The following is a 23,957-nucleotide window of genomic DNA, read 5'->3' as shown; positions in this document are numbered from 1 at the left end:
CATCGGCATTGCCCGAAAGCTCACCACCTGAGCCCGCTCTTCGCAAGCGGTGTCCTGGAGCTGCCCTCGCCATGGCCTAAACAGCCGGTGGCCTGGCAAAGGGCAGATGCCCTGTCTTCATCCAGAGCTTCGCGCCGTGGGCGCCCGCCGTGGCCAGCAGCTTGTGACCTTCGGGAAGGCGCAGCCAGCCGTGCTTTTCCAGCAACTGGCCATCGACCGTGACCGCGCCGTCCAGCACCAGCAGCTCGATTCCGCCGGACGCGTCAGAGCGCAGCGTCGCACCGGCATCGAGCCTGCTGTAGGTCACGGTCTCGCGCGCGTCCTCGTGCAGCCGCGCGCTGGCAATGCCGTCCACAGGCGCGCCCAGCTCGGCTTCCATGTCCTTGCGGAACTGGTTTCGGTCGGCCATGTCGAACTGCCAGAGCTTGACGAAGATCGTGCAGCCCTCACTGGAGCCTGGGGTATGGGAGGTGGTCGGGGGGTTGCGCACGTAGGTGCCGGCAGGAAAATCGCCATGCTCGTCCTGGAACACGCCATCGAGCACGATGAATTCCTCGCCGCCGGTGTGGGTATGCGGCGAGAACCGGCTGCCCGGCGCATAACGCACGATGGTCGTGGCGCGGGCAACTTCGCCCCCGATCCGGTCCAGCATGCGCCGTTCCACCCCCTTCATCGGCGAAGGCTGCCACTCCAGCTGGTCCGCGTGTACGACCACCGGCCTGGCGAAATCTGCATTGATCTCCATGGGATCCTCTTCTTTCATGGGCGCGACCCGGAGGTCGCGTGTTAACCGGCAACCGATGGACGGGCGGCGACCTTTTCCCGCCACGCCTGCAGGTTGCCCAGGGTCTGGGGAATCTCGACCTTGGCGAAGTCCGCAAACACCAGCCCGGCAAAGGCGGTGATGTCCGCGACCGAGAAGCGCTCGCCCGCGAGAAATGCGTTTTCGGCCAGAACCCGATCCAGATAGGCCATGGTCGCGACGGCGACCTCCTTCTGCTTGTTGCCCCACTCGGGGCATTGCCAGGTTTCCAGGTCCGGACCAAGGCCCGGGGTCGCATGGTGGAAATAGGCACCCACCGCGTTCATCAGGCCCGACTCGGCGCGCAGATTCATCATCGCGATCAGGGCGCGCTCCCTGGGGGTGGTGCCGGTCAGCGACGGCCCATCGAAAACGCCGTCGAGATATTCGGTGATGGCGTTGCACTGGGCGATGCAGGTGCCGTCGTCAAGCTCCAGCAGGGGCACGGTGGCATCCGGGTTCTTGGCCTTGAACGCCTCGGAACGATGTTCGCCGGCCATCACATCCACCGGGACGAATTCCACCTTGTCCGTTGCGCCTTTTTCCGCCAGGGCGATGCGCACCCGGAGCGGGTTCGGGAAACCTTCGATGTCGTAGATCTTCATGACTGAGCTCTCGCTGATTGGAGTCCCGATCATATACCTACTGGTAGGTAAGTCCAGGCAAGTTGCATGACAATATGGTTAGCCATAGAATGGGTCACCATCCATTTCGTGAGCGCAAACATGAGCACCCTGTATTCCACGACGGTCAACGCCGTCGGCGGCCGCAACGGCACGGTCAAGAGCACCGATGGGCTTGTCGAACTCAGGCTGGCGATGCCCAGCAGCCTTGGTGGCAAGGGCGGCGCGACCAATCCCGAACAGCTGTTTGCCGCCGGTTATGCCGCCTGCTTCGGCAATGCGGTGATCCATGTCGCACGCAACCAGCAACACAAGATCAAGGATGACGACGTCGAGGTGGCGGCTACTGTCGGCCTGGGCGCCAACGGCAGCGGCGGTTTCGCGCTGACCGTCGCCCTGGATGTCACGCTTGCCGGCGTTGACCAGGCCGCGGCCGAGGCGCTTGTCGCGCAGGCCCATGAGGTCTGCCCCTATTCAAACGCCACCCGGGGCAATATCGAGGTCGCGCTCAATGTGAGGACCCGATGACGACCACGGCGCCGCAGCACGATGCCGACCACTGGCTCCGGCTCGACCGCCAGGTCTGCTTTCCCCTGTACGCGGCGACCAACCTGATGCAGCGCCTGTATCGTCCGCTGCTGGCGCCATTGGGGCTGACCTATTCGCAATATCTGGTCCTGCTGCTTCTATGGGAGCGTGGCAGCGCGACGGTCGGCGAATTGCGCGACTGCCTCTATCTGGATGCCGGGACCATCACGCCCCTGCTCAAGCGCATGGAGCGCGGCGGTCTGGTGACCCGCAGCCGGGACAGTGAGGACGAGCGTCGCGTGATCATCGCCCTGACCCCGCACGGCACCGCGTTGCGCGAACAGGCCCGGCAGATTCCGGAAACGCTCGCGGCCCGGATCGGCCTGGATGCCACCAAGGCAGCCGAGCTGCACGAGTCGACCACCTCGCTGGTCGAGCGGCTTCATGTGCTGCTCAAGCCGCCAGGTTCGCAGCCCCTTTTTCAACATCAATCCACTTCATGACGAGGGACGACATGACAGCACCCAACCTGCCCCGGTTCCATGCAGACAACGGCCTGCGCTATCGAGCGCTTGGCAATTCGGGGCTCTTTGTATCCGAACTGTGCCTGGGGACCATGACCTTCGGCGGCGACGAGGACATCTGGGGCCTGATCGGCAGCCTGCAGCAGGAACAGGCCGATGAGCTGGTCAAGATGGCCCTGGAGGCGGGCATCAACTTCATCGATACCGCCAACATCTATGGCCACGGTGGCAGCGAGCGCATCGTCGGCCAGTCGCTGAAGAATCTCGGGGTTCGCCGTGAGGACATCGTGCTGGCCACCAAGGTGCTCGGTCCCATGGGAGACGGCCCCAATGCCCGGGGTGGCTCGCGCGGCCACATCATGAGTCAATGCAAGGCGAGCCTGGAGCGCCTGCAGACCGACTACATCGACCTCTACCAGATCCACGGCTTCGACCCGGCCACCCCGATCGAGGAAACCCTGGAGGCACTGAATACCCTGGTCCAGCACGGCCACGTGCGCTACATCGGCCTGTCCAACTGGGCCGCCTGGCAGGTGATGAAGGCCATCGGCATCACCCAGGCGCGGCATCTGTGCCCGATCACGTCCCTGCAGGCCTATTACACCCTCGTCGGCCGCGACCTGGAACGCGACATCATCCCGATGCTGGAGTCGGAAAAGGTCGGGCTGATGGTGTGGAGTCCGCTGGCCGGCGGTTATCTGTCAGGCAAGTACGAGGGGCCGAACGTTTCGGAAGAAAACCGGCGGGCCAAGTTCGATTTTTCCCCCCGTCAACCGGGAGCGTGGCAGCAAGGTCATCCAAGTCATGCGACAGATCGCAGCCGGCAAGCAGATCGACGGTGAGCCTGTCAGCGTGGCCACCATTGCCCTGGCCTGGCTGCTGCACCAAAAGGCAGTGACCAGCATCATCATCGGGGCCAAGCGGGCCGACCAGCTCAAGGACAACGTTCGCGCGACCCAGGTCCGCCTTGCCGATGACGAACTGGCGGCACTGGATGAGGCCAGCCGGCTTCCGGAGGAATACCCGGGCTGGATGATGAAAATGATGGCGGGGTATCGGGACCCGATGACCAAATGATGGCCCCGGCGTGAGCGTCGGCGCTGCGCCCGGATCGGAACCGAAACAGGTTCCCCGAGCCGCGACCGGCGCGTCCGATGGCGCGCACGGCCCGGCCGGGCCACCGGCCACCTCCGACCCCCGCCGGCGCAGTGCGCATGAGGTTTGCTGCCCCTGCTCTCATCGTAATTCCAGTCACGCCGGGTTCTGGTCGAATCCGCCCGTGCGGGGAAGGCCGCACGGGCAGGAGAACCAAGCAGGCCGGCGGCGCCCTGTTCAGCCCCGTGCCGGGATCGCCTTGCCGCCTCGATGGAGCATGCGGTAGAGCGCCGGCAGGACCAGTAGGGTCAACAGCGTCGAGGACGCGATGCCGCCGATCACCACCGTGGCCAGCGGACGCTGCACCTCCGCGCCGGTGCCCACGTTGAGGGCCATCGGCACAAAACCCAGGCTTGCCACCAGCGCCGTCATCAACACCGGCCGCAGGCGGGTCAGCGCGCCCTGTTCAACCGCTTGGTCCAGCCCCAGTCCTTCGGCGCGCAGCTTGTGGATGAAGCTGATCATCACCAATCCGTTGAGCACCGCCACACCGGACAGGGCGATGAAGCCGACACCGGCGGAAATCGAGAACGGGATCCCGCGCAACCACAGCGCAAGCACGCCGCCGGTCAATGCCAGCGGCACGCCGCTGAAGACGATCGCCGCGTCACGCACAGAGCCAAAGGCCATGTACAGCAGGCCGAAGATCAGGACCAGCACCACCGGCACGACCACGGCCAGGCGCCGGCTGGCCGAGATCAGCTGCTCGAAGGTGCCGCCGTACTGGACCCAGTAGCCCTCCGGCAGGTCGGCCTGCTGCGCCACCTCCGTACGCAGCTGCTCGACGAACGAGCCCAGGTCGCGCCCGCGCACGTTGGCCGTCACCACCACCCGCCGCTTGCCGTTCTCTCGGCTGACCTGGTTCGGCCCCAGTTCCACCGCGATGCTTGCGACGCTGCCCAGCGGCACCCAGGCCGATCCGGCGGCGGTCCCACCCTCGGCGCTCGCCCCGGGGATCGCAATGGGCAAGGATCCAAGCGCGGTGATGTCCTGCCGTCGCGCTTCCGGCAGCCGAACCACGATGTCGAAGCGGCGATCCCCTTCGAACAGCTGTCCAGCGGTGGCACCGCCCATCGCCACCGCGATGGTGTCCTGCACATCGGAGGTGCTCAAGCCGTGGCGTGCCAGCGCTTCGCGGTCCGGGGTCACGGTCATCAGCGGCAGCCCGGTCACCTGCTCCAGCTTGACGTCGGCCGCGCCGGGGATCGCGCTGGCGATGGCCTCGATCTGCTCGCCAATGGCGGCAAGCTGGTCCAGGTCGTCACCGAACACCTTGATCGCGATCTCGGCACGCACGCCGGCGATCAGCTCGTTCATCCGCATCTGGACCGGCTGGGTGAACTCATAGTTGTTGCCCGGCACTTGGGCAACAGCGGCCTCCAGCTCGTCGATCAGCTGCGGTTTGGTCTTGCGTGGATCGGGCCAGTCGGCACGGTCCTTGAGCATGATGAAGGTGTCGGCGACCGAGGGCGGCATCGGGTCGGTGGCCACTTCCGCCGTGCCCAGCTTGGCCACGACCTGCTCGACCTCGGGAATCTGCTTGATGCGGGCCTCGAGCTGCTCCTGCATGCCAATGGCCTGGGTCAGGCTCGTCCCCGGGATGCGCAGCGCATGCAGGGCGATGTCGCCCTCGTCCAGCTGCGGTATGAACTCGGTCCCCAGGCGTGTGGCCAGGACGCCGGCCAGTAGCACCACGAGGGTGGCCGCTGCCACGACCACGGCCGGTGCCGACAGTGCCTTGCTCAGCACCGGCGCGTAGAGCCGATGCAGGCCCGCCATCACCCGCGTCTGCTTTTCGGCCACCGGTCCGCTCACCCATTGCGCCACCGCCGCCGGGACGAAGGTCAGTGACAACACCATCGCGGCGGTCAGCGCCATCACCACCGTGATGGCCATGGGATGGAACGTCTTTCCTTCGACTCCGCTCAACGCGAAAATCGGCAGGTACACGGCCGCAATGATGAACAGGCCGAACAGGCTGGGTTTGATGACTTCGGCGCTGGCCACGGCCGCCAGCTCATATCGCTCCTCGCGGGAAAGCAGGCGCCCCAGTTCATGCTGGCGCGCACCAAACCGGCGCAGGCAGTTCTCGACGATGATCACCGCGCCGTCCACGATCAAACCAAAGTCCAGCGCGCCCAGGCTCATCAGGTTGGCCGACACGCCCGCCTGGACCATCCCGGAGATCGTCATCAGCATGGTGATCGGGATCACCGCGGCGGTGATCAGCGCAGCACGCAGGTTGCCCAGCAGCGCGAACAGCACCACGATCACCAGCAGCGCGCCTTCGACCAGGTTCTTGCGGACCGTGGCGATGCTGCGGTCGACCAGCCGGGTACGGTCATAGACCGGCCTGGCGCTCACGCCTGCCGGCAGGCTGGCGTCGATCTCCTTGAGCTTGGCCGCCGAGCGCTGGGCGACCGCGCGGCTGTTTTCTCCGATCAGCATGAAGACCGTGCCGAGCACCACCTCCTGGCCGTCCTTGGTCGCCGCGCCGGTGCGCAGTTCGCTTCCTTCCTCGACCTGGGCGATGTCCGAGATGCGCAGCGGCAACCCGTCGCGGCGGGCCACCACCACCTTGCCGATATCGTCCATGTCGCCCAGTTGGCCGGGGACCCGGAGCAGGTACTGCTCGCCCGAGCGCTCGATGTAGCCGGCCCCCACGTTGGCGTTGTTGCGCTGGACGGCCTTGAGCACATCGTCCAGGGTCAGGCCGTAGGCCAGCAGTCGCGCCGGATCGGGCGTGATGTGGAACTGCCTGAGCATGCCACCGACGGTATTGACCTCGGTGACGCCCTTGAGATGACGCAGCTGCGGGCGCACGACCCAGTCCTGCAGCGCGCGCAGGTCCGATGCGCTGTAGGCGCTGCCGTCGGGCTTGCTCGCGCCCGGCTCCGCTTCCACCGTGTACATGAAGATTTCGCCCAGGCCCGTGGCGACCGGCCCGAGCGTGGGCTCGATGTCCGGTGGAAGCTGGGCGGCGGCCTGCTGCAGTCTTTCGGCGACCTGTTGGCGGGCGAAGTAGATATCGGTGCCGTCCTCGAACACCACCGTGACCTGGGACAGGCCGTAGCGTGAGATCGACCGGGTGTATTCCAGGTTGGCCAGGCCCGCCAGGGCCGTTTCGAGCGGAAAGGTGACCCGCTGTTCGGCTTCCAGCGGCGAATAGCCGGGCGCTTCGCTGTTGATCTGGACCTGGACATTGGTGATGTCCGGCACCGCATCGATCGGCAGCCGCGCGTAGTTCCACACGCCAAAGGCAGACACGGCCAGGGCCAGCAGCAGCACCATCCAGCGGTGCGCGATGGCCAGCCGCAAGATGCGTTCGAGCAGGCCCGGTGCATCAGTGGTCATGGCTCGCCCCTGACTTTTCGATGTCCGCCTTGATCAGGAAACTCTGCTGGCTGACATAGCGCGTGCCCGGCTTGAGCCCACCCAGCACCTCGACCCGCTCGCCATCCCGGGCCCCGAGCTCGAGCATCCGGACCTCGTAGGTGTCACCGACCTGGGCGAAGACCACGGTGAAGTCGCGGAACCGCTGCAACCCCGATTCCAGCACCGTCAGTTGCGCTTGCGTGCTGGCAACGCTCACCTCCGCGGACACCACCATGCCAGGACGCCAGCTTCCGTCCTGGTTGGGGATGCTGACCCGGGCCACCACGCTCTGGCCCACCGTTGCCAACGGCAGCAGCGAATCAATCCTGGCCTGGACGGTTGCGTCGGTGGTCGCCGCGCGGATGGACACGGCCTGGCCGGGCTCCAGTCTGGCCGCATCCTTGCCGATGGCATGCAGTTCCACCCAGACCCTGGACAGGTCCGCGATCTCCATCAGCGCATCGCTGCCGGTCACCTCGCCGACGCTGGCCTGGCGCACGAGCACCACCCCGTCGAAGGGCGCGCTCACCGGATAGGTGCGCATGGAGTCGTTGCCTTCGACCACGACCAGCGTCTGGCCCCGCCGTACACGGTCCCCTTGGCGGACGTTGACCGCGCGGACCACACCGGGAAACCGCGCCTTGACCTGGGCATGTCGGTTGGCGTCCTGGACGATGACGCCCATCAGGCTGATGTTGTCCTTGATGACACCCGGCCCTGCCACTTCGGTCTTGATGCCGGCCGCCTCGGCGACCTTGGCCGGGATGCTCACCCGACCCTCGTAGGACGCAAATTGCCAGCTCGAGCGCTTGCCGGCATGGGTGGCCTGGACCTGGACATCGAACGAATGCGGCTCGGCCAGGGTGGCGCTGCCCTTCAGATGGTCCTGCTCGGGCACGAACTGGAAATCGGTCTGTTCGCCGTCCAGCCGCTTGATCCGGATCCTGGCCTGAACCTCTCCGGGCGGCAACGGCCTGTCGTCCAGATAGGCATAGAGCCGGTAGTGCGGCTCGACGTTGGTCTCGTAGACGGTCACCTCCAGGGCGAAATTCCCGTCGCGCAGCATGCGCCCGCGATGGGGTCCGCGTTCGTACTCGGCGGCCGGGGCCGAGGCATGCTCGGTGGCGCCGGGAGGCTCGGTGCCACCGCAGGCCGACAGCAGCGCCCCGCTCAGGAGCAGGGCGCAAAGGCGAAGATTCATGGCGTGATGTCCGTGGTGGAGGTCGTGAGACGCTCGATCTGGATGAGGCGGCTGCGCAGCAGTGCGGCGGCTTGGATCTGGCGAACACGCAGATCGAACAGCGTGCGCTGGGCCTGGGAGAGCGCAAGAAACGTGAACCGCCCCTGCTCGAACCCCTGTTGGCTCAGGGTCAGCGCCTGGCGCGCCCTTGGCAGCATGCGGCTGGACAAGGCGGCCTGTTCCACCGCGGCATGATTCAACTCCTGGAAGACCTCGAACAGCTCCTGGTGGCGTTCGCTGCGCGCCGCGTCGGCCCTGGCAGCCGATGCGGCCAGCAGCGCATCGGCCTCGGCAACGGCCAGGGTCGAGCGCACCTTGCTTCCCAGTGGAACCGACACCGACATCACCAGCCCCTGGTCATCCAGGCCTTGCAGCCGGCGCACGCCCAACGACAGGTCCACGTCCGGCCGTCGCATGGCGTGGGCCAGAGCGCGCTGTGCCGAAAGCTCCTCTGCTTCCAGCGCATGCGCCCGCTGCCCAGGAGTGTGGGCCAGGCGCGCAGCGAGCGAATCGAAGTTGGGCAGGGTGGTCGGCCCCTCCAGGTCGCCGGCGACCTCCGCAAAATCCACCTCCACGCCGCCCCAGCTGGCGGCCAGGGTCTGCCTGGATGCCAGCAATTCGTGCGCTGCGTGCTCTTCGGAGAGCTCGGCATCGGCCAGCGTGATATCGGCGGCGGCCAGGTCCGAATCCGGATTGCGACCGGCCTGGACCCATCGGGCGACCTCGTTCCTGGCCCTGGATGCGAACGCAGTCCGCTCTTTTGCCGCCGCGAGCCGCGCCTGGTCGGCCAGTACCTGGATAAAGCGCAGCGAGGTCAGGGCGATGAGGTCGGCCCTGGCCAAGGCTGCGGTGTTTCGTTGCCGCAGCACGTGGGTCTGACCCAACGCGCGTCTTGCGGCCTGCTTGCCGCCCAGCTCGATCCGCTTGCCGACCCGGAAGGTGGTTTCGGCGAGCCTGGTCCCGGAGAGCGCCCCGGTTCCGGCAAAATTCTCCAGCTCACCGCCGATGGTGAGCGGGGTCGACAACGCTTCGCGCGCGGCGCGGCTGTCAGCCGCACGCAGACCGGCAGCCTCGGCCGCCAGCAAGGGACTTGCGTCCAGCGCACGCGCAACCGCCTCGTCCAGGCGCAACGCTTCGGCGGCCCGCCCATCGAGGGCAAGACCGCAGGTCCCGGCAAACGCCAGAACCACCAACCAACACAGTTTCACGAAGAGACCTCCGAGCGATCGGGAATGACGATGTCCAGCCGCGATCCCGCGGCGACTTGGTCAGACGATCGGAGGTCTGTAGGGGTGGGTGACCAGCTCGACCCGGATCGGATGCGGACCCTCTGCGCTCGGCGCGCAAGCACGGTGACCGGCACCGACCGCCAGGACGATGGGCTGTTGCAGCGTGAAAGTCACTTGATCGACGACATGCAGGTGGAGATCGACCGGGCGATGGTCCTCTCCCGCAGCGTCGACCGCCGGGGCTTGAAGCAGATGGTCCACCAGCGGGCGCTGGTCGTGGCCATGATCGCGGTCGATCCGATCATGTGCGTGGAGCGAAATGGCAGGAACGCTCACCAGCAGGAATACCGCGGCCACCACGCACATTCCCAGACGACCGGCCGGGCGTATCGTCCAATTGGCAAACAGGGTGCGCAGTCTTCGCATAACCTGCGCAGCATGCCCAAGCAAGCCACGCATCTCAAGTGCCTGTGGGGCGAGAAACTAGGGCGCAGAAGTGAGAAATGAGGGAAAGCAGGGATGCCGGCCCCTCACTCCTCACTCCTCGGCTTCACCCGCCTCCGCCCCGGACAGCGCGATGGCAACCCTGCCACGCGCCTTTCCTGCCAGGCCGCAGCCCTGGCGATGATCCCCCGTGGCCCACGCAAGACACGGGCCGCGATGCGCGGCCCGCTCCCTTCCTGCGCCGGATGAGGAATGAATCAGGCGCCCTGCCTGACCGGCAACACACGGATCTCCACCCGGCGGTTCTTCGCGCGGCCGGCATCGGTCTCGTTGCTGGCGATCGGATAGCGCTCACCCATGCCGAGGATCTCGAAGCGCTGGCGCATCAGGCCTTGCCCGATCAGGTAATCGGCCACCGCATTGGCGCGGGCTTCGGACAGGACCTGGTTGGCCGCGTCGCTGCCGATGCTGTCGGTGTGGCCGCTGACCTCCACGATGGTCTGGTCGTATTCCTTCAGCGTGGCGGCCACGTTGTTGAGCGCCGAGTAGAACTGCGGCTTCAACGTGGACTTGCCGAAATCGAAGGTCACCCCGTCCGGCAGGTTGAGCTTGATCACATCGCCGTCGCGGCTGACGTCGATGCCGGTGCCGGCGGTCTGGCGGCGAAGTTCGGCTTCCTGGCGGTCCTGGTAGGCGCCAATCGCACCACCGGCCAGGCCACCGACCCCGGCGCCGATCAGCGCGTGCTGGCGACGTTCGGTGGCATCGCTGCCACTGAGCAATCCCAGTGCCGTGCCGATGCCGGCCCCGATCAAGGCGTTGCGACGGGTGCGGTTGGGATCGTTGGGATCGGTGGTCTGTCCGGTGTAAGTGGCACAGCCGGCCAACAGCAGGGTCGACAGCACGCCGCACAGTAGGGTGCGGGACAATAATTTGTTCGCTGGCTGATTCATGGTTCCTCGCTTTCGGGATGGGTCCGGTGGTCTTGCGGTCGCTGAAGCTAACCCTTCCTCCTGCAAAGCCGGATGAACAGGCGCCGACTGGCCGGGCCCGCGCCGCCGGCGGTCGGCTCAGCGGGTCCTGGCATAGGCGGCCAGCGCGGCCTGGCGGCCCTTGGCCAGGTCCACGATCGGCTGGTGCGGATAGTCGCAAGCCCTGCCCTTGCGCAATTGCGGGAATTCCCACGGCGCGAAGCGCGCATTCACCGGCAGTGCTTCCAGCTCGGGCACCCAGCGGGTGATGTAGCGCGCCTGCGGATCGAACTTGCGCGCCTGGGTCACCGGGTTGAACACGCGGAAATACGGCGCCGCATCGGCGCCGGTGCCGGCGACCCACTGCCAGCCCAGCGTGTTGTTGGCCAGGTCCGCATCCACCAGCGTCTGCCAGAACCAGCGCGCCCCTTCCAGCCAGTGCACGCGCAGGTGCTTGGTGAGGTAGCTGGCCACGATCATGCGTACGCGGTTGTGCATCATCCCGGTCTGCCACAGCTCGCGCATGCCGGCATCGACGATGGGCACGCCGGTCCTGCCGTGCTGCCAGGCCTGCAGCGGGCCTGGTGCGGTGCTGGCCCAGTCGAACCGGTCAAAGCGCGGGTTGAGGTTTTGCTGCGCCGTGTGCGGGAAATGATGCAGCAGGTGATGGGCGAACTCGCGCCACACCAGCTGCCGGATGAAACCGTCGATGTCACGGTCCAGGCTGACGCCGCGTTGCGCCTGCAGCCGTGCGATCACCCGCCACGGCGCGATCTCGCCGAAGTGCAGGTGCGGCGACAGCCGCGAGGTGCCGATCCGGTCCGGCAGGTCGCGCTGATCCAGGTAGCCGCGCAATGCGCCCTCGACGAAGACCTCCAGCGCCTGGTGGGCGCCGGCCTCGCCGGCTTGCCAGATCTCCCAGAAGCCTGCATCCCAGTTCAACGCAGGTGCCAGGCCCAGCGCATCGATGCCCTCGCCCTTCAGCGCCGACGGCACGGCCGGCAGCGCTTCGGGCGCGTCCTGCAGCGCACGCTGCGCCAGCCCGGCCATGACGTTGCGATAGAACGCAGTGAACACCTTGTACGGCTCGCCGGTCCTGGTCTGCACGTCCCACGGCTCGGCCAGCAACGCGGCATTGCAGCTGCGCACCTGGACGTGGCGCTGCTTGAGCGCCTGCTTGATCGCCGCATCGCGCGGCTGGGTGGCCGGTTCGTACTTGCGGTTCCAGAACAGCGCCTGCGCGCGGCTTTGTTCGATCAGCTGCTGCAAGACCATCGCGCTGTCGCCGCGGCGGACCAGCAGGCGCGAGCCGCGCTGGCGCAAGGCCAGATCCAGCGCCTTGAGCGAGCGATGCCGCCAGGCATTGGAGGCCGCACCCGGCGCCCAGCAGCCTTCCTCGTGCGGGGCATGGATGTACACCGGGACCGGGTCGAAGCCGGCTTCCAGCGCCGCATGCAGGGCCGGATTGTCGGCCAGGCGCAGATCGCTGCGGAACCAGACCAGGGCGATGGGCATGGGCATTGGCGTTGGGGACGCAGCGGCATGATGCCCGCCTGGCTGCGAAAAAATCCGCAGCGTGCCGAGCGGCGCCGGAGCTACTCGAAGCTGCCCACCGCGTCGTGGGCCAGGTTGTCAAAGCGGGTGTACTCGCCGAAGAACTTGAGCTTGAGCGAGCCGGTCGGGCCGCTGCGCTGCTTGCCGATGATGACCTCGGCCAGGCCCTTGTCCGGCGAATTCTCCTTGTTGTAGTAGTCGTCGCGGTAGATGAAGACGATCACGTCGGCGTCCTGCTCGATGGCGCCCGATTCGCGCAGGTCGGCCATCACCGGGCGCTTGTCGGTGCGCGTTTCCAGCGAGCGGTTGAGCTGGGACAGGGCGATCACCGGCACGTTCAGCTCCTTGGCCAGGCCCTTGAGCGAGCGGCTGATCTCGGAGATCTCCGTGGCCCGGTTTTCGCTGTTGCCCGGCACCGACATCAGCTGCAGGTAGTCGATCACCACCAGGCCCAGGTCGTGTTCGCGCTTGAGGCGCCGGCACTTGGAGCGCAGCACCTCCGGCGACAGGCCAGGGGTGTCGTCGATGAAGATCTTGGTTTCCTTCAGCATCCGGATCGCGGCGGTGACCCGGCTCCAGTCCTCGTCCTCGAGCTGGCCGGTGCGCAGGCGCTGGGCGTTGATGCGGCCATTGGAGGAGATCAGGCGCAGGGCCAGCTGGGCGGCCGACATTTCCATCGAAAACACCGCCACGGCCTTCTTCGACTTGATCGCCACGTATTCGGCGATGTTCAGCGCCAGGGTGGTCTTGCCCATCGCCGGACGCGCCGCCAGGATCAGCAGGTCGGTCGGCTGCAGCCCGGCGGTGAGGTAATCGAACTCGGTATAGCCGGTGGCCAGGCCGGTGACGTTGCCGCCGCTGTTGAAGCGGTCCTGCAGCACCGAGAAGGCATCCTTGAGCGCGCTGGGCATGGACACAAAGTCGCTGCGTCCGCGCGAGCCGGCCTCGGCGATGGCAAACACCTTCTGCTCGGCCACGGCCAGCAGCTCGGTGCTCTCGCGGCCTTCGGGCTGGAAGCCGTTGTTGACGATCTCGGTGCCCACATCGATCAGCTGGCGCATCACCGCCTTGTCGCGCACGATCTCGGCATAGGCGGTGATGTTGGCCGCCGACGGCGTGGAGCTGGCCAGTTCGATCAGGTAGGCACCGCCGGCGATCAGGTCCGACTGGCCCTGCGCGTCGAACCACTCGCCCAGGGTCACCGCATCGTAGGGCCGGCTGCGCTCGGCCAGCTCGCTGATGGCGCGGTAGATCAGCTGGTGGTCGCGGCGATAGAAGTCCTCGGAGGTGAGCCTGTCGTTGACCCGGTCATAGGCATCGGCAACCAGCATCAGGCCACCGAGCACCGCCTGTTCGGCTTCGATGGAGTGCGGCGGCATGCGCAGCTGCTCCAGGCGTGCATCGCTGGGGTCATTGCGGAAATCACGGTCACGTTCGCGACGGGGAGCTGCCATGTTCGACTCGGAAAAAGCAAGAAGCGTTGCTCGGCGCCGTCCATGGTAGGCACAGGGCTGCGGCGACCGGTACGGATAACCTTGTGGATAACCGGTGGGAAAGATGTGCACCGGACGTCGCAATGGCTGCGACCAGGGCTCAGCCCTGAAACGAAAACGGGCGCCCTGCGGCGCCCGTCCGGTCCAACCCGTCGCTGCGTGGATCAGCTTTCGCCGACGACCACGACCTTGACGGTGGTTTCCACGTCGGCGTGCAGCTTGAGCAGCACCTCGTACTCGCCGATGTTGCGGAACGCGCCATCGGTGAGGACGACTTCGCTCTTTTCCAGCGGCAGGCCGGCGGCGGTGAAGGCGTTGGCGATTTCGCGCGCGCCGACCGAGCCGAACAGCTTGCCTTCGGTGGAGGCATTGGCCGACACGGTCACGCTGGCACCTTCGAGCCTGGCGGCGCGGCCGGAGGCCTGCTCGTGGATCGACTTGGCCTTGGCTTCGTACTCGGCGCGCCTGGCTTCGAACTGGGCCACGTTGGCGGCGGTGGCCGGCACCGCCTTGCCCTGTGGCACCAGGTAGTTGCGGCCGTAGCCGGGCTTGACGTTGACCTGGTCGCCCAGGACACCCAGGTTGGTCACTTTCTGCAGAAGAATCAGCTTCATTTTTTCAGATTCCGTATTCGTTAGCGGCCCGCCGTGGCGGGCGCAACTGGTGCTGTCCGAATGGACGGGGGAGTGAGGCGAGGAACGAAGTGGGAGGAGTGAGGAGTGAGGGAGGCATTGCTTCCACTGGCTCCACACTGCGGCGCGGCCGCATCACTCCTGTCCTGCAATCACATGTCGTGGTTGTCGGTGTACGGGATCAGGGCCAGGAAACGGGCGCGCTTGATGGCCGTCTGCAGCTGGCGCTGGTAGCGCGCCTTGGTGCCGGTGACGCGGCTGGGAACGATCTTGCCGGTCTCGGTCAGGTACTGGCGCAGGGTGTTGAGATCCTTGTAATCGATCTCCTTGACCCCTTCGGCGGTGAACTTGCAGAACTTGCGGCGACGGAAGAACTTGGACATGTCAGGGTTCCTTAGGCGGCTTCGGTGGCGTCGGTATCGTCGTCGGACTTGGCGGTCTCGCCTTCGTCGTCACGACGGCGGCGTTCGCCGCGCTCGGGCTTGTCGCCCTTCTCGTCCTTGCTCTTCATGATGATCGACATCTCGGTGTCGGCCACGTCGCCGTCGCGCTTGACGATCAGGTGCCGCAGGATGGCATCGTTGAAGCGGAAGGTTTCGGTCAGCTCGGCCAGGGTGGCCTGGTCGACTTCGACGTTCATCAGCACGTAGTGGGCCTTGACCAGGTTCTGCACCGGGTAGGCCAACTGGCGGCGGCCCCAGTCTTCCAGGCGCACGATCTTGCCGTTGCCGGCCTCGATGATGCCCTTGTAGCGCTCGACCATGGCCGGCACCTGCTCGCTCTGGTCCGGATGGACCAGGAACACGATTTCATAGAAACGCATGTGTTTTACCTTTCGGATGAAGGCCCATCCCGCAACGGGACCGGCCGGACAGCTCCCCGCCTGTGCGGTGGAGCAAGGACCCCTAGGGCCAGCAAGGCCAAGGGAGCCGGAAATTATGTCAGCTCAAGGAGTTGCGCGCAATCGGCCCGCCCTGCGCAGCCCGGCCTGGCCACAGCCGGGCCCGGCGCCCGTACGCTCCCCTTCAAGGCGGACCCGGCTGCACTGCCCGATCGTGCACCTGGGCAAACCGGGCGCGGTCAGGCTCCGCGACAGCCACACGCCTTCCCGTTCTTCAGGCCGCGTCGGCCGAGGTGGTAAAGCTCTCCCCGCAGCCGCACTCGGCGGTGGCGTTGGGGTTCCTGAACAGGAAAGTCTCGCCCAGGCCCTGCTTGCCGAAGTCGATCTGCGTGCCGTCCACCAGGGCCAGGCTGTCGGCGTCGACGAAGATCTTCACGCCGCGGTCTTCGAACACCGTGTCGCCGGGGCGCTGCTCGCGCGCCAGGTCGGTCACGTGGCCCCAGCCCGAGCAACCGGTCTTGGTCACGCCGAAACGCAGGCCCAAGGCGCCGGGCGTGGTCTGGACGAAGTGCTGGACGCGCTGGTGGGCGATCGGGGTCAGGGTGATGGCCATTGGGGTGCCTTCGAAAATGCTCGGGGCCGATTATAGGCAGGTGGCCGTGGGCGGGGCGCCCTGCCAGGTGAACGGAGCGTGCCCGCCACGCAGCCAACCGGTAGACTTGCGCGTTCCCTTAGATCGCGCCGGACAGGCCAGGATTCAAGACATGACGGTGGTGAGCGTCGAACATGCGCTGGCGGGCAAGCTCCCGGCCGGCGGCGAAGTGACGGTCCGTGGCTGGGTGCGCACGCGGCGCGATTCCAAGGCGGGCCTGTCCTTCGTCAACGTCAGCGACGGTTCGTGCTTTGCGCCCATCCAGGTGGTTGCGCCCAATACCCTGTCCAATTACGAGTCCGAGGTGAAGCACCTGACCGCCGGCTGCGCGGTGGTCGCCACCGGCACGCTGGTCCCCTCGCAGGGCCAGGGCCAGCGCCTGGAGCTGCAGGCCCGATCGCTGGAGGTGGTCGGCTGGGTCGAGGATCCGGAAACCTACCCGATCCAGCCCAAGGCCCACTCGCTGGAATTCCTGCGCGAAGTGGCCCACCTGCGCCCGCGCACCAACCTGTTCGGCGCGGTGACCCGGATCCGCAACTGCCTGGCCCAGGCCGTGCATCGGTTCTTCCACCAGAACGGCTTCAACTGGATCTCCACGCCGATCGTGACCACCTCCGATGCCGAAGGCGCCGGCCAGATGTTCCGGGTGTCCACCCTGGACCTGGCCAACCTGCCGCGCAACGCCGCCGGCGAGGTGGATTTCAGCCGGGATTTCTTCGGCCGGGAAACCTTCCTGACCGTGTCCGGCCAGCTCAACGTGGAGGCCTACTGCCTGGCGCTGAGCAAGGTCTACACCTTCGGCCCGACCTTCCGCGCCGAGAACTCCAACACCACCCGCCACCTGGCCGAGTTCTGGATGATCGAGCCGGAAGTGGCCTTCAACGACCTGGCCGCCAACGCCGACCTGGCCGAGGAGTTCCTCAAATACCTGTTCCGCGCGGTGCTGGACGAGCGCGCCGACGACCTGGCCTTCATCGCCGAGCGGGTGGACCAGGCCGCGGTCAGTCGGCTGGAAGCGTTCATCAACGTGCCGTTCGAGCGGATCGACTACACCGATGCGATCGAGCTGCTGCAGAAGGCGGACAGGACCTTCGACTTTCCGGTCGAATGGGGCCTGGACCTGCAGACCGAGCACGAGCGCTGGCTGACCGAGGAACACGTCGGCCGCCCGGTGGTGGTGACCAATTATCCCGAGCACATCAAGGCCTTCTACATGCGCCTGAACGACGACGGCAAGACCGTCGCGGCGATGGACGTGCTGGCCCCGGGCATCGGCGAGATCATCGGCGGCAGCCAGCGCGAAGAGCGCCTGGACGTGCTGGATGCGCGCATGGGCCAGTTCGGCCTGGATCCGGGACAGTACGGCTGGTATCGCGACCTGCGCCGCTACGGCACCGTGCCGCACGCCGGCTTCGGCCTGGGTTTCGAGCGCCTGGTGGTGTATGTGTGCGGGCTTTCCAACATCCGCGACGCGATCCCCTACCCGCGCGCGCCGGGCCACGCGGAGTTCTGAGGCGATGAACGTCGAGCTGGTCGCGCAATCGGTCACGGTGGTGGTGGGCATGGGGGCCTTCGTGCTCGGCCTGGTCGGCATCGGCCGCAGCCTGCAGCTGCAGCGCCTGCTGGTGCGCAAGCAGCAGGAAGGTCTGGACGCGGCCGCGGTGAAAGCCGATCCGCAGGTGCGCGCGGTGATGCGCCGCCTGCGCATGCCGCTGCTCTGGGCCACGCTGCTGGCGGCCTGTTCGGTGGCCGCGCCGTTGCTGGCGCGACGGGTGCTGGCATGATCCTGTTCTTCGCCCTGCTGTTCGTGGCCACGGCGATCGCCGGATTCTGCGCGCTGGTGATCTTCTGGCCGCTGACCCTGATCCACGTGCGCGACCGCCATCCGGACATCGCCGCGCAGCTGGGCCCGGGCGCCTTCATGCGCCCCGCCGCGCTGGCCTGGCTGATGCGCGGCGACTATCGCAGCACCGGCGACCGCTCGCTCAGCGGCCTGGCCACGCCCGCGCGGATTTCCCTGGCGGTGATCATCGCCGCACTGGCCATGGCCGGGCTGCTGTGGCTGACTTCGGAGGTCCTGCCATGAACGACACCCCGCACAGCCAATGGTGGCTGGCCAGCCTGGGCCGCACCCTGATCTGGGCACGCCTGCGGATCAAGGAGGCCGGCACCGCCGAGGTCCTGGACAGCGACGGCAATACCTTGTCCTACGATAGCCAGGACACTGCCCGCGCTGCGTTGTTCGACGCCGAGTTCGTCGCCTTCGACGGCCTGGACGAAGAGGACGCGCTGCGCCGCGGCTTCAGCCTGCACGAGGTTTCACCGCCCCACGCCGAGCGCGATGAGGACCTGCCTGCGCTGATGGTGCAATCGCTGGGCGAGCGCGCCTGAGGCGGCGACGTCCCGGCCGCGCGCCTTGGCCGAAAGCGCCTGCCTGCACGCTGCCGCCGGCTTCGCCCTGACCCGGGCACGAGATCCCAAAGCGCGCCTTCACACGTGGCCGCCAGGCGCCGCGCGCGCGATCTGGCTGCATCGATGCGCCCCGTGCATGCAACGGTGCTGATCGCCCCACGCATTGCGCGCCTGCGCCGGCTGCGGTATCCAGTCCATCTTAGTTTTGCGAGAAGGACCGCTTCATGGATCTCAATCTTTCCGGCAGGCATGCATTGGTGTGCGGCGCCTCGGCTGGCATCGGCAAGGCCGCCGCGATCGAACTTGCGCTGCTGGGGGCCGATGTGACCGTGCTGGCACGCCGCGAAGCGGCCCTGCGCCAGGTCGTGGCCGAGTTGCCGGTGGTGCGCCAGGGCCAGGTGCACGGCTGGCGCGTCGGCGACGATGGCCAGACCCAGGCACTGGCGGACACGGTCACTGCGCTGGCGGCCGAGCGCCCGGTCCAGATCCTGGTCAACAACGGCGGCGGACCACCGGGCGGCAGGGCCGTCGATGCCGACCTGGAGGCCTACCTCAGCGCATTCCGTCACCACCTGCTGGCCAACCAGACCCGCGTGCAGGCCGTCCTGCCGGGCATGCGCGCGGCCGGCTGGGGCCGGATCGTCAATGTCGTGTCGACCTCGGTCTACGAACCGATGCACAACCTGGGCGTGTCCAATACCGTGCGCAGCGCGGTGGCCGGCTGGGCCAAGACGCTCTCGCAGGAACTGGGCCCGGACAACATCACCGTCAACAACGTGCTGCCCGGCTTCACCCACACCGCGCGCATGGACCACATCGTGCAGGACCGGATGCAGGCCAGCGGCCAGAGCGCCGAGCAGGTCATCGCCAGTCTCGCCGCCTCCGCGCCGATGCGCCGGATCGGTGCGCCGGCCGACGTCGCGGCGGCCATTGCCTTCCTGGCCAGCCCCGCCGCCGGCTACATCAGCGGAGTGAGCCTGACGGTGGATGGCGGGCGGATGCATTCGATCTGACGGTCTCATGGCCGGCCCGGGCCGGCCCTGCGCTTGACGCATCTGCGATAATCGAGCCCATGAGTGAACTCGACGCGTTGTTGCGCAATAACCGGGACTGGTCTGAAAAGGTCCGCCAGGACGATCCGGGCTTCTTCCAGCGCCTCTCGCAACAGCAGTCGCCGCGCTACCTGTGGATCGGCTGCTCCGACTCGCGGGTGCCCGCCAACCAGATCCTGGGCCTGGACCCGGGCGAGGTGTTCGTCCATCGCAACGTGGCCAACGTGGTGGTGCACAGCGACCTGAACTGCCTGTCCACCATCCAGTTCGCGGTGGATGTGCTCAAGGTCGAGCACATCCTGATCGTGGGCCACTACGGCTGCGGCGGCGTGCACGCCAGCATGACCGGACAGCGCATGGGCCTGGTCGACAATTGGCTGCGTCACGTCGGCGATGTCAGCGGCAAGCACGCCGAGCGCCTGGCCAGGGTCCAGACCGAAGCGCTGCGCCACGCGCGCCTTTGCGAGCTCAACGTGATCGAACAGGTCGCCAACGTCTGCCACACCACGATCCTGCAGGACGCCTGGGCGCGGGGCCAGGAGGTGGCGGTGCACGGCTGGTGCTACAGCCTGTCAGACGGCCGCATACGCGAGCTGGGCATGGACGTGGCTGCGCCCGGCCAGCTGCAGCCGGCCTACGCGCGCGCGCTGGCGTCGATGCCGGTCTCGGGCAAGCGCGACCCATAGCGCCACCATCCCCTTTCCCCTGGAGCCCCCATGCTGCCCGCCCCGCTCAACCTGCAGGCCTGGATCGAGGAACACCGCCACCTGCTCAAGCCGCCGGTGGGCAACAAGGTGATCTACGCCGGCGACTTCATCGTCATGGTGGTCGGCGGCCCCAACCGCCGTACCGACTACCACTGGGACGAAGGCCCGGAGTGGTTCTACCAGCTCGAAGGGCAGATGGTGCTGCGCATCCAGGAGGACGGCGCGGCACGCGACATCCCGATCAGCGCCGGCGAGATCTTCCTGCTGCCGCCGCGAGTGCCGCATTCGCCGCAGCGGATGGAAGGCTCGGTGGGGCTGGTGATCGAACGCCGGCGCCTTGCGCACGAGGACGACGGCCTGCTGTGGTTCTGCGAGGCCTGCAACCACAATCTCTACCAGGAGTTCTTCCACCTGCGCAACATCGAGACCGACTTCCCGCCGGTGTTCGAGCGCTTCTACGCCTCGCTGGAACACCGCACCTGCAAGGCCTGCGGCCACCTCAATCCCGCGCCCGAGCGCTAGCTGATGGCCGAGCCCTGAGCAGCCGCGCGCCTGCTGCGCCGGTCATGCTGCTGTCCTTGGAATCGTCTGCCCATCTGCTGCGCCGTGGCAGCACGGCGGGAAACAGGACCGCCGCGACGGCGGCCGAATCAGTGCCCGGTTAGACTGCCAGGCCTTGCCCAAGGTGGCACGTTCCGTGCGTGTCCACTGCCTCCACGCCAGTGCAATGGCGCCCACCTCGCAAGAACCGCACCGCATGAACCACGCGCTTTCCCGCACCCACGCCATCGCCCTGGACGCCGCCGATCCGCTGCGCAGCTTTCGCAACGAATTCCTGCTGCCCAGGCACAAGAACAACGAGCAGGCGTACTTCTGTGGCAACTCGCTGGGCCTGCAGCCGCGCGGGGCGCGCAAGGCCGTCGAGCAGGTCCTGGACACATGGGCGCACGAGGCGGTGGAGGGCCACTTCCGTGGCCAGGGGCAGTGGCTGACCTACCACGAGCAGGTGCGCGAGCCGCTGGCGCGCATCGTCGGCGCGCTGCCCGGCGAAGTGGTGGCGATGAACACCCTGACCGCCAACCTGCACTTGATGATGGTCAGTTTCTACCGGCCTACGGCACAACGCCCGGCGATCCTGATGGAAGCCGGCGCATTTCCCTCCGACCACTACGCGGTGCAGTCGCAGATCCGCTTCCATGGCTTCAACCCGGCCACCGACCTGATCGAGGTGGCGCCGGATGAAGCCGAAGGCACGGTGTCCATGGAGGCGATCGAACAGGCCATCGCCGAGCACGGCCATCGCCTGGCGCTGGTGCTGTGGCCGGGCATCCAGTACCGCACCGGCCAGGCCTTCGACATCGCCCAGATCACACGCCTGACGCACGCCGCCGGGGCGATGGCCGGCTTCGACCTGGCCCACGCTGCCGGCAATATTCCGCTGGCGCTGCACGATGCCGATGCGGATTTTGCGGTGTGGTGCAACTACAAGTACCTCAATGCAGGCCCGGGCGCGGTGGCAGGTGCGTTCGTCCACCAGCGCCATGCGCAGGCCGAGCTGCCGCGCTTTGCCGGCTGGTGGGGCCACGAAAAGGAAACCCGCTTCCTGATGGCGCCCCAGTTCAGGCCCACGCCGGGCGCCGACGGCTGGCAGCTGAGCAACCCACCGATCCTGGCGATGGCGCCGCTGCTGGCCTCGCTGGAGCTGTTCGACAAGGCCGGCGGCGTGCCGGCACTGCGGGCCAAGTCGGAAAAGCTCACCAGTTTCCTGGAGGAGCTGATCGAGGCGCGCCTGCTGGATACCCTGGACATCATCACCCCGGCCGAACCCGAACGCCGCGGCTGCCAGCTGTCACTGCGCGTGGCCGGCGGGCGCGAGCGCGGCCGCGGGCTGTTCGACTACCTGGCCAAGGTCGGCGTGCTCGGTGACTGGCGCGAGCCGGACGTGATCCGCATCGCGCCGGTGCCGCTGTACAACAGCTTCAAGGACATCTATCGCTTCGTGGAAGAAGTGGAGATGTGGGCCGGCGTCTGAACACGCCTTGCCCCTGCCATTGCCCCCGAAGAATTCCATTTGAACGCATCCTCGCGCTCCATCACGATCATCGGCGCCGGCCTGGCCGGCGCGTTGCTGGCCATCCTGCTCTCGCGCAAGGGCTGGCAGGTCACCGTCTACGAGCGCCGCGGCGACCCGCGCATCGAGGGCTACGAATCGGGCCGTTCGATCAACCTGGCCCTGGCCGAACGCGGCCGCCATGCGCTGCGCCAGGCCGATGCCGAAGCCGCGGTGATGGCCCGTGCGGTGATGATGCGCGGGCGCATGGTCCACTTCCTCGAAGGCGGCCAGCAGCTGCTGCCCTATGGCCGCAACGACAGCGAGGTGATCTGGTCGATCCATCGCGCCGACCTCAACCTGACCCTGCTCGAGCTGGCGCAAAGCGCCGGCGCCACGGTCCATTTCAATCGGCGCCTGCACACGGTGGATTTCGCGTCCGGCCACGCGCGCTTCATCGACGACCGCGACGACTCTGCGCACGAGATCCGTTTCGACACGCTGGTCGGCGCCGACGGCGCCGGTTCGGCCCTGCGCGCGGCGATGGACCGGGCCCGGCCGCTGGGCGAACACACCGCCTTCCTCGATCACTCCTACAAGGAACTGGAAATTCCGCCGGCCGCCGACGGCGGCTTCCGGATCGAACCGCATGCGCTGCACATCTGGCCGCGCGGCGACTACATGTGCATCGCCCTGCCCAACGACGAGGGCACCTTCACCGTCACCGTGTTCCTGCCCAATACCGGCCCGACCAGCTTCGCCAGCGTGCGCAGCGGCAGCCAGGCGCGGGCCCTGTTCGAGCGCGACTTCGCCGATGCGCTGCCGCTGATCCCACACCTCGAACGCGACTGGGAGCACCATCGGCCCGGCCTGCTCGGCACGCTGTCGCTGCAGCACTGGCACCTGGGCGGACGTGCGGTGCTGCTAGGTGATGCCGCGCACGCGATGGTGCCCTTCCACGGCCAGGGCATGAACTGCGCGTTCGAGGACTGCGTGGCCCTGGCCGCGCAGCTGGAGGCGCGCGACGAGCTGGCCAGCGCCTATGCCGCATTCGAGGCCGAGCGCAAACCCAATGCCGCCGCCATCCAGGCCATGGCGCTGGAAAACTACACCGAGATGCGCGACCGCGTGGACGACGCCGACTTCCTGCTGCAGCGCGCCCTGGAGCAGCAGCTGCAGCAGCGCCATCCCGGCCGTTTCGTGCCGCACTACACCATGGTCACCTTCATGCGCATTCCTTACGCGGTGGCGCTGGAACGCAGCCAGGTGCAGCGGCAACTGCTGATCGAGGCCACCTGCGGCCACCAGAGCCTGGACACGATCGACTGGACCGCCCTGGACCAGCGCGTGCTGGCACAGCTGCCCATCCTGCAAGACGCGCCGTAGCAGCGCCGAAACCGCAGGACCGTCGATTGTCCCGTAGGGGCCGCATCGCTGGGCCGCGAGAGGCTTTACCGGGAACGCCCCATCGCGCCCCTGCGGTGCGCTTGTGTCTGCGCGAAGGTCTAGAGTTTGGGTGGAGAGCGATGTGCGGCAGGCCGATGGGGCGCAGTGTTGCCAAGCACGTGTAGGAGCCCGGGCCGCCGCACATCGACCTCGTCCCTAGCCCGAACAGTTGAACGAGCTCAAGCTCGAACTTCACAAGCGTGGGCAGGATCGAGGCGGCTCTCTCC

Annotated in this window: 26 protein-coding genes; 14 read left to right on the top strand and 12 right to left on the bottom strand. The window is 67.2% G+C overall.

Annotation, left to right across the window (positions count from 1 at the left end):
• Positions 1-76: 76 nt before the first annotated feature.
• Positions 77-745, bottom strand: coding sequence for a cupin domain-containing protein (locus D9R12_RS14465; RefSeq protein WP_122231476.1), 669 nt, complete (start codon positions 743-745; stop codon positions 77-79).
• 41 nt (positions 746-786) lie between these two features.
• A complete protein-coding gene (locus tag D9R12_RS14460) occupies positions 787-1,407 on the bottom strand; it encodes a glutathione S-transferase family protein (RefSeq protein WP_014160542.1) in 621 nt (206 codons plus the stop codon).
• 120 nt (positions 1,408-1,527) lie between these two features.
• Here D9R12_RS14460 and D9R12_RS14455 point away from each other — a divergent pair, with 120 nt between their 5' ends.
• The 4 genes from D9R12_RS14455 to D9R12_RS16160 are packed head-to-tail and all read left to right on the top strand — an operon-like array spanning position 1,528 to position 3,554.
• Positions 1,528-1,953: an organic hydroperoxide resistance protein gene (locus tag D9R12_RS14455; protein WP_122231474.1), complete on the top strand. Its 426-nt coding sequence runs from the start codon at positions 1,528-1,530 to the stop codon at positions 1,951-1,953.
• Complete coding sequence (locus D9R12_RS14450; RefSeq protein ID WP_122231472.1) at positions 1,950-2,456, top strand: MarR family winged helix-turn-helix transcriptional regulator; 507 nt, start codon at positions 1,950-1,952, stop codon at positions 2,454-2,456. Before D9R12_RS14455 ends, D9R12_RS14450 begins: the two co-directional genes overlap by 4 nt.
• Positions 2,457-2,467: 11 nt before the next feature.
• Positions 2,468-3,319 (top strand): aldo/keto reductase, encoded by an 852-nt coding sequence (locus D9R12_RS14445; RefSeq protein WP_280518443.1) that lies wholly within the window; start codon positions 2,468-2,470, stop codon positions 3,317-3,319.
• 10 nt (positions 3,320-3,329) lie between these two features.
• Positions 3,330-3,554 (top strand): aldo/keto reductase, encoded by a 225-nt coding sequence (locus tag D9R12_RS16160; RefSeq protein WP_280524766.1) that lies wholly within the window; start codon positions 3,330-3,332, stop codon positions 3,552-3,554.
• Positions 3,555-3,809: 255 nt separating this feature from the next.
• Here D9R12_RS16160 and D9R12_RS14440 read toward each other — a convergent pair whose 3' ends face one another.
• The 3 genes from D9R12_RS14440 to D9R12_RS14430 are packed head-to-tail and all read right to left on the bottom strand — an operon-like array spanning position 3,810 to position 9,455.
• Positions 3,810-6,965 carry an efflux RND transporter permease subunit gene (locus D9R12_RS14440; protein ID WP_122231498.1) on the bottom strand — a complete coding sequence of 1,052 codons (3,156 nt, stop codon included), beginning with the start codon at positions 6,963-6,965 and terminating at the stop codon, positions 3,810-3,812.
• Positions 6,966-6,975: 10 nt separating this feature from the next.
• A complete protein-coding gene (locus D9R12_RS14435) occupies positions 6,976-8,208 on the bottom strand; it encodes an efflux RND transporter periplasmic adaptor subunit (RefSeq protein WP_122231470.1) in 1,233 nt (410 codons plus the stop codon).
• Positions 8,205-9,455, bottom strand: a complete 1,251-nt coding sequence (locus D9R12_RS14430; protein WP_170159277.1) for a TolC family protein — start codon at positions 9,453-9,455, stop codon at positions 8,205-8,207. Before D9R12_RS14430 ends, D9R12_RS14435 begins: the two co-directional genes overlap by 4 nt.
• Positions 9,456-9,599: 144 nt before the next feature.
• On the opposite strand from D9R12_RS14430, the gene D9R12_RS14425 reads away from it, so the two are divergent.
• Positions 9,600-9,983 carry a hypothetical protein gene (locus D9R12_RS14425; RefSeq protein WP_147475107.1) on the top strand — a complete coding sequence of 128 codons (384 nt, stop codon included), beginning with the start codon at positions 9,600-9,602 and terminating at the stop codon, positions 9,981-9,983.
• 194 nt (positions 9,984-10,177) lie between these two features.
• Here D9R12_RS14425 and D9R12_RS14420 read toward each other — a convergent pair whose 3' ends face one another.
• The 7 genes from D9R12_RS14420 to D9R12_RS14390 all read right to left on the bottom strand — a co-directional run bounded on the left by D9R12_RS14420 (position 10,178) and on the right by D9R12_RS14390 (position 16,024).
• Positions 10,178-10,873 carry a YiaD family glycine zipper/OmpA-like lipoprotein gene (locus tag D9R12_RS14420; protein WP_170159276.1) on the bottom strand — a complete coding sequence of 232 codons (696 nt, stop codon included), beginning with the start codon at positions 10,871-10,873 and terminating at the stop codon, positions 10,178-10,180.
• Between the two features lie 117 nt (positions 10,874-10,990).
• The gene (locus tag D9R12_RS14415) at positions 10,991-12,406 is read right to left on the bottom strand and encodes a cryptochrome/photolyase family protein (protein ID WP_122231462.1); all 1,416 of its coding nucleotides are present in this window, start codon (positions 12,404-12,406) and stop codon (positions 10,991-10,993) included.
• 80 nt (positions 12,407-12,486) lie between these two features.
• Complete coding sequence (locus D9R12_RS14410) at positions 12,487-13,899, bottom strand: replicative DNA helicase (protein WP_043290464.1); 1,413 nt, start codon at positions 13,897-13,899, stop codon at positions 12,487-12,489.
• 203 nt (positions 13,900-14,102) lie between these two features.
• Positions 14,103-14,552 (bottom strand): 50S ribosomal protein L9, encoded by a 450-nt coding sequence (gene rplI, locus D9R12_RS14405; RefSeq protein ID WP_122231460.1) that lies wholly within the window; start codon positions 14,550-14,552, stop codon positions 14,103-14,105.
• A 170-nt stretch (positions 14,553-14,722) separates the two neighbouring features.
• A complete protein-coding gene (rpsR, locus tag D9R12_RS14400) occupies positions 14,723-14,953 on the bottom strand; it encodes a 30S ribosomal protein S18 (protein ID WP_014160530.1) in 231 nt (76 codons plus the stop codon).
• Between the two features lie 11 nt (positions 14,954-14,964).
• Positions 14,965-15,393 carry a 30S ribosomal protein S6 gene (gene rpsF / locus D9R12_RS14395; RefSeq protein WP_014160529.1) on the bottom strand — a complete coding sequence of 143 codons (429 nt, stop codon included), beginning with the start codon at positions 15,391-15,393 and terminating at the stop codon, positions 14,965-14,967.
• Positions 15,394-15,685: 292 nt separating this feature from the next.
• On the bottom strand, positions 15,686-16,024 hold the full coding sequence (locus D9R12_RS14390) for a HesB/IscA family protein (protein WP_014160528.1): 339 nt from the start codon (positions 16,022-16,024) through the stop codon (positions 15,686-15,688).
• Positions 16,025-16,175: 151 nt separating this feature from the next.
• On the opposite strand from D9R12_RS14390, the gene asnS reads away from it, so the two are divergent.
• From asnS to D9R12_RS14345, 9 genes are all read left to right on the top strand, one after another.
• Positions 16,176-17,576 (top strand): asparagine--tRNA ligase, encoded by a 1,401-nt coding sequence (gene asnS / locus D9R12_RS14385; protein ID WP_122231458.1) that lies wholly within the window; start codon positions 16,176-16,178, stop codon positions 17,574-17,576.
• Between the two features lie 4 nt (positions 17,577-17,580).
• Positions 17,581-17,847: a hypothetical protein gene (locus D9R12_RS14380; protein WP_122231456.1), complete on the top strand. Its 267-nt coding sequence runs from the start codon at positions 17,581-17,583 to the stop codon at positions 17,845-17,847.
• Positions 17,844-18,149, top strand: coding sequence for a hypothetical protein (locus D9R12_RS14375; protein WP_122231452.1), 306 nt, complete (start codon positions 17,844-17,846; stop codon positions 18,147-18,149). Before D9R12_RS14380 ends, D9R12_RS14375 begins: the two co-directional genes overlap by 4 nt.
• The gene (locus D9R12_RS14370) at positions 18,146-18,454 is read left to right on the top strand and encodes a hypothetical protein (protein WP_122231450.1); all 309 of its coding nucleotides are present in this window, start codon (positions 18,146-18,148) and stop codon (positions 18,452-18,454) included. The genes D9R12_RS14375 and D9R12_RS14370 overlap by 4 nt, the downstream gene beginning before the upstream one ends.
• A 245-nt stretch (positions 18,455-18,699) precedes the next feature.
• Complete coding sequence (locus D9R12_RS14365; RefSeq protein WP_122231448.1) at positions 18,700-19,488, top strand: SDR family oxidoreductase; 789 nt, start codon at positions 18,700-18,702, stop codon at positions 19,486-19,488.
• 59 nt (positions 19,489-19,547) lie between these two features.
• Complete coding sequence (gene can, locus D9R12_RS14360; protein WP_122231446.1) at positions 19,548-20,213, top strand: carbonate dehydratase; 666 nt, start codon at positions 19,548-19,550, stop codon at positions 20,211-20,213.
• Between the two features lie 30 nt (positions 20,214-20,243).
• On the top strand, positions 20,244-20,756 hold the full coding sequence (locus tag D9R12_RS14355; RefSeq protein WP_122231444.1) for a 3-hydroxyanthranilate 3,4-dioxygenase: 513 nt from the start codon (positions 20,244-20,246) through the stop codon (positions 20,754-20,756).
• Between the two features lie 235 nt (positions 20,757-20,991).
• Positions 20,992-22,266: a kynureninase gene (gene kynU / locus D9R12_RS14350; protein ID WP_122231442.1), complete on the top strand. Its 1,275-nt coding sequence runs from the start codon at positions 20,992-20,994 to the stop codon at positions 22,264-22,266.
• Positions 22,267-22,305: 39 nt separating this feature from the next.
• The gene (locus tag D9R12_RS14345; RefSeq protein WP_122231440.1) at positions 22,306-23,670 is read left to right on the top strand and encodes an FAD-dependent oxidoreductase; all 1,365 of its coding nucleotides are present in this window, start codon (positions 22,306-22,308) and stop codon (positions 23,668-23,670) included.
• The last annotated feature ends 287 nt before the right edge of the window (positions 23,671-23,957 follow it).

The sequence above is a fragment of the Pseudoxanthomonas spadix genome (assembly GCF_003703395.1).
In the GTDB taxonomy this organism is placed as follows: domain Bacteria; phylum Pseudomonadota; class Gammaproteobacteria; order Xanthomonadales; family Xanthomonadaceae; genus Pseudoxanthomonas_A; species Pseudoxanthomonas_A spadix.
This window is presented reverse-complemented; position numbering and strand designations above follow the sequence as displayed.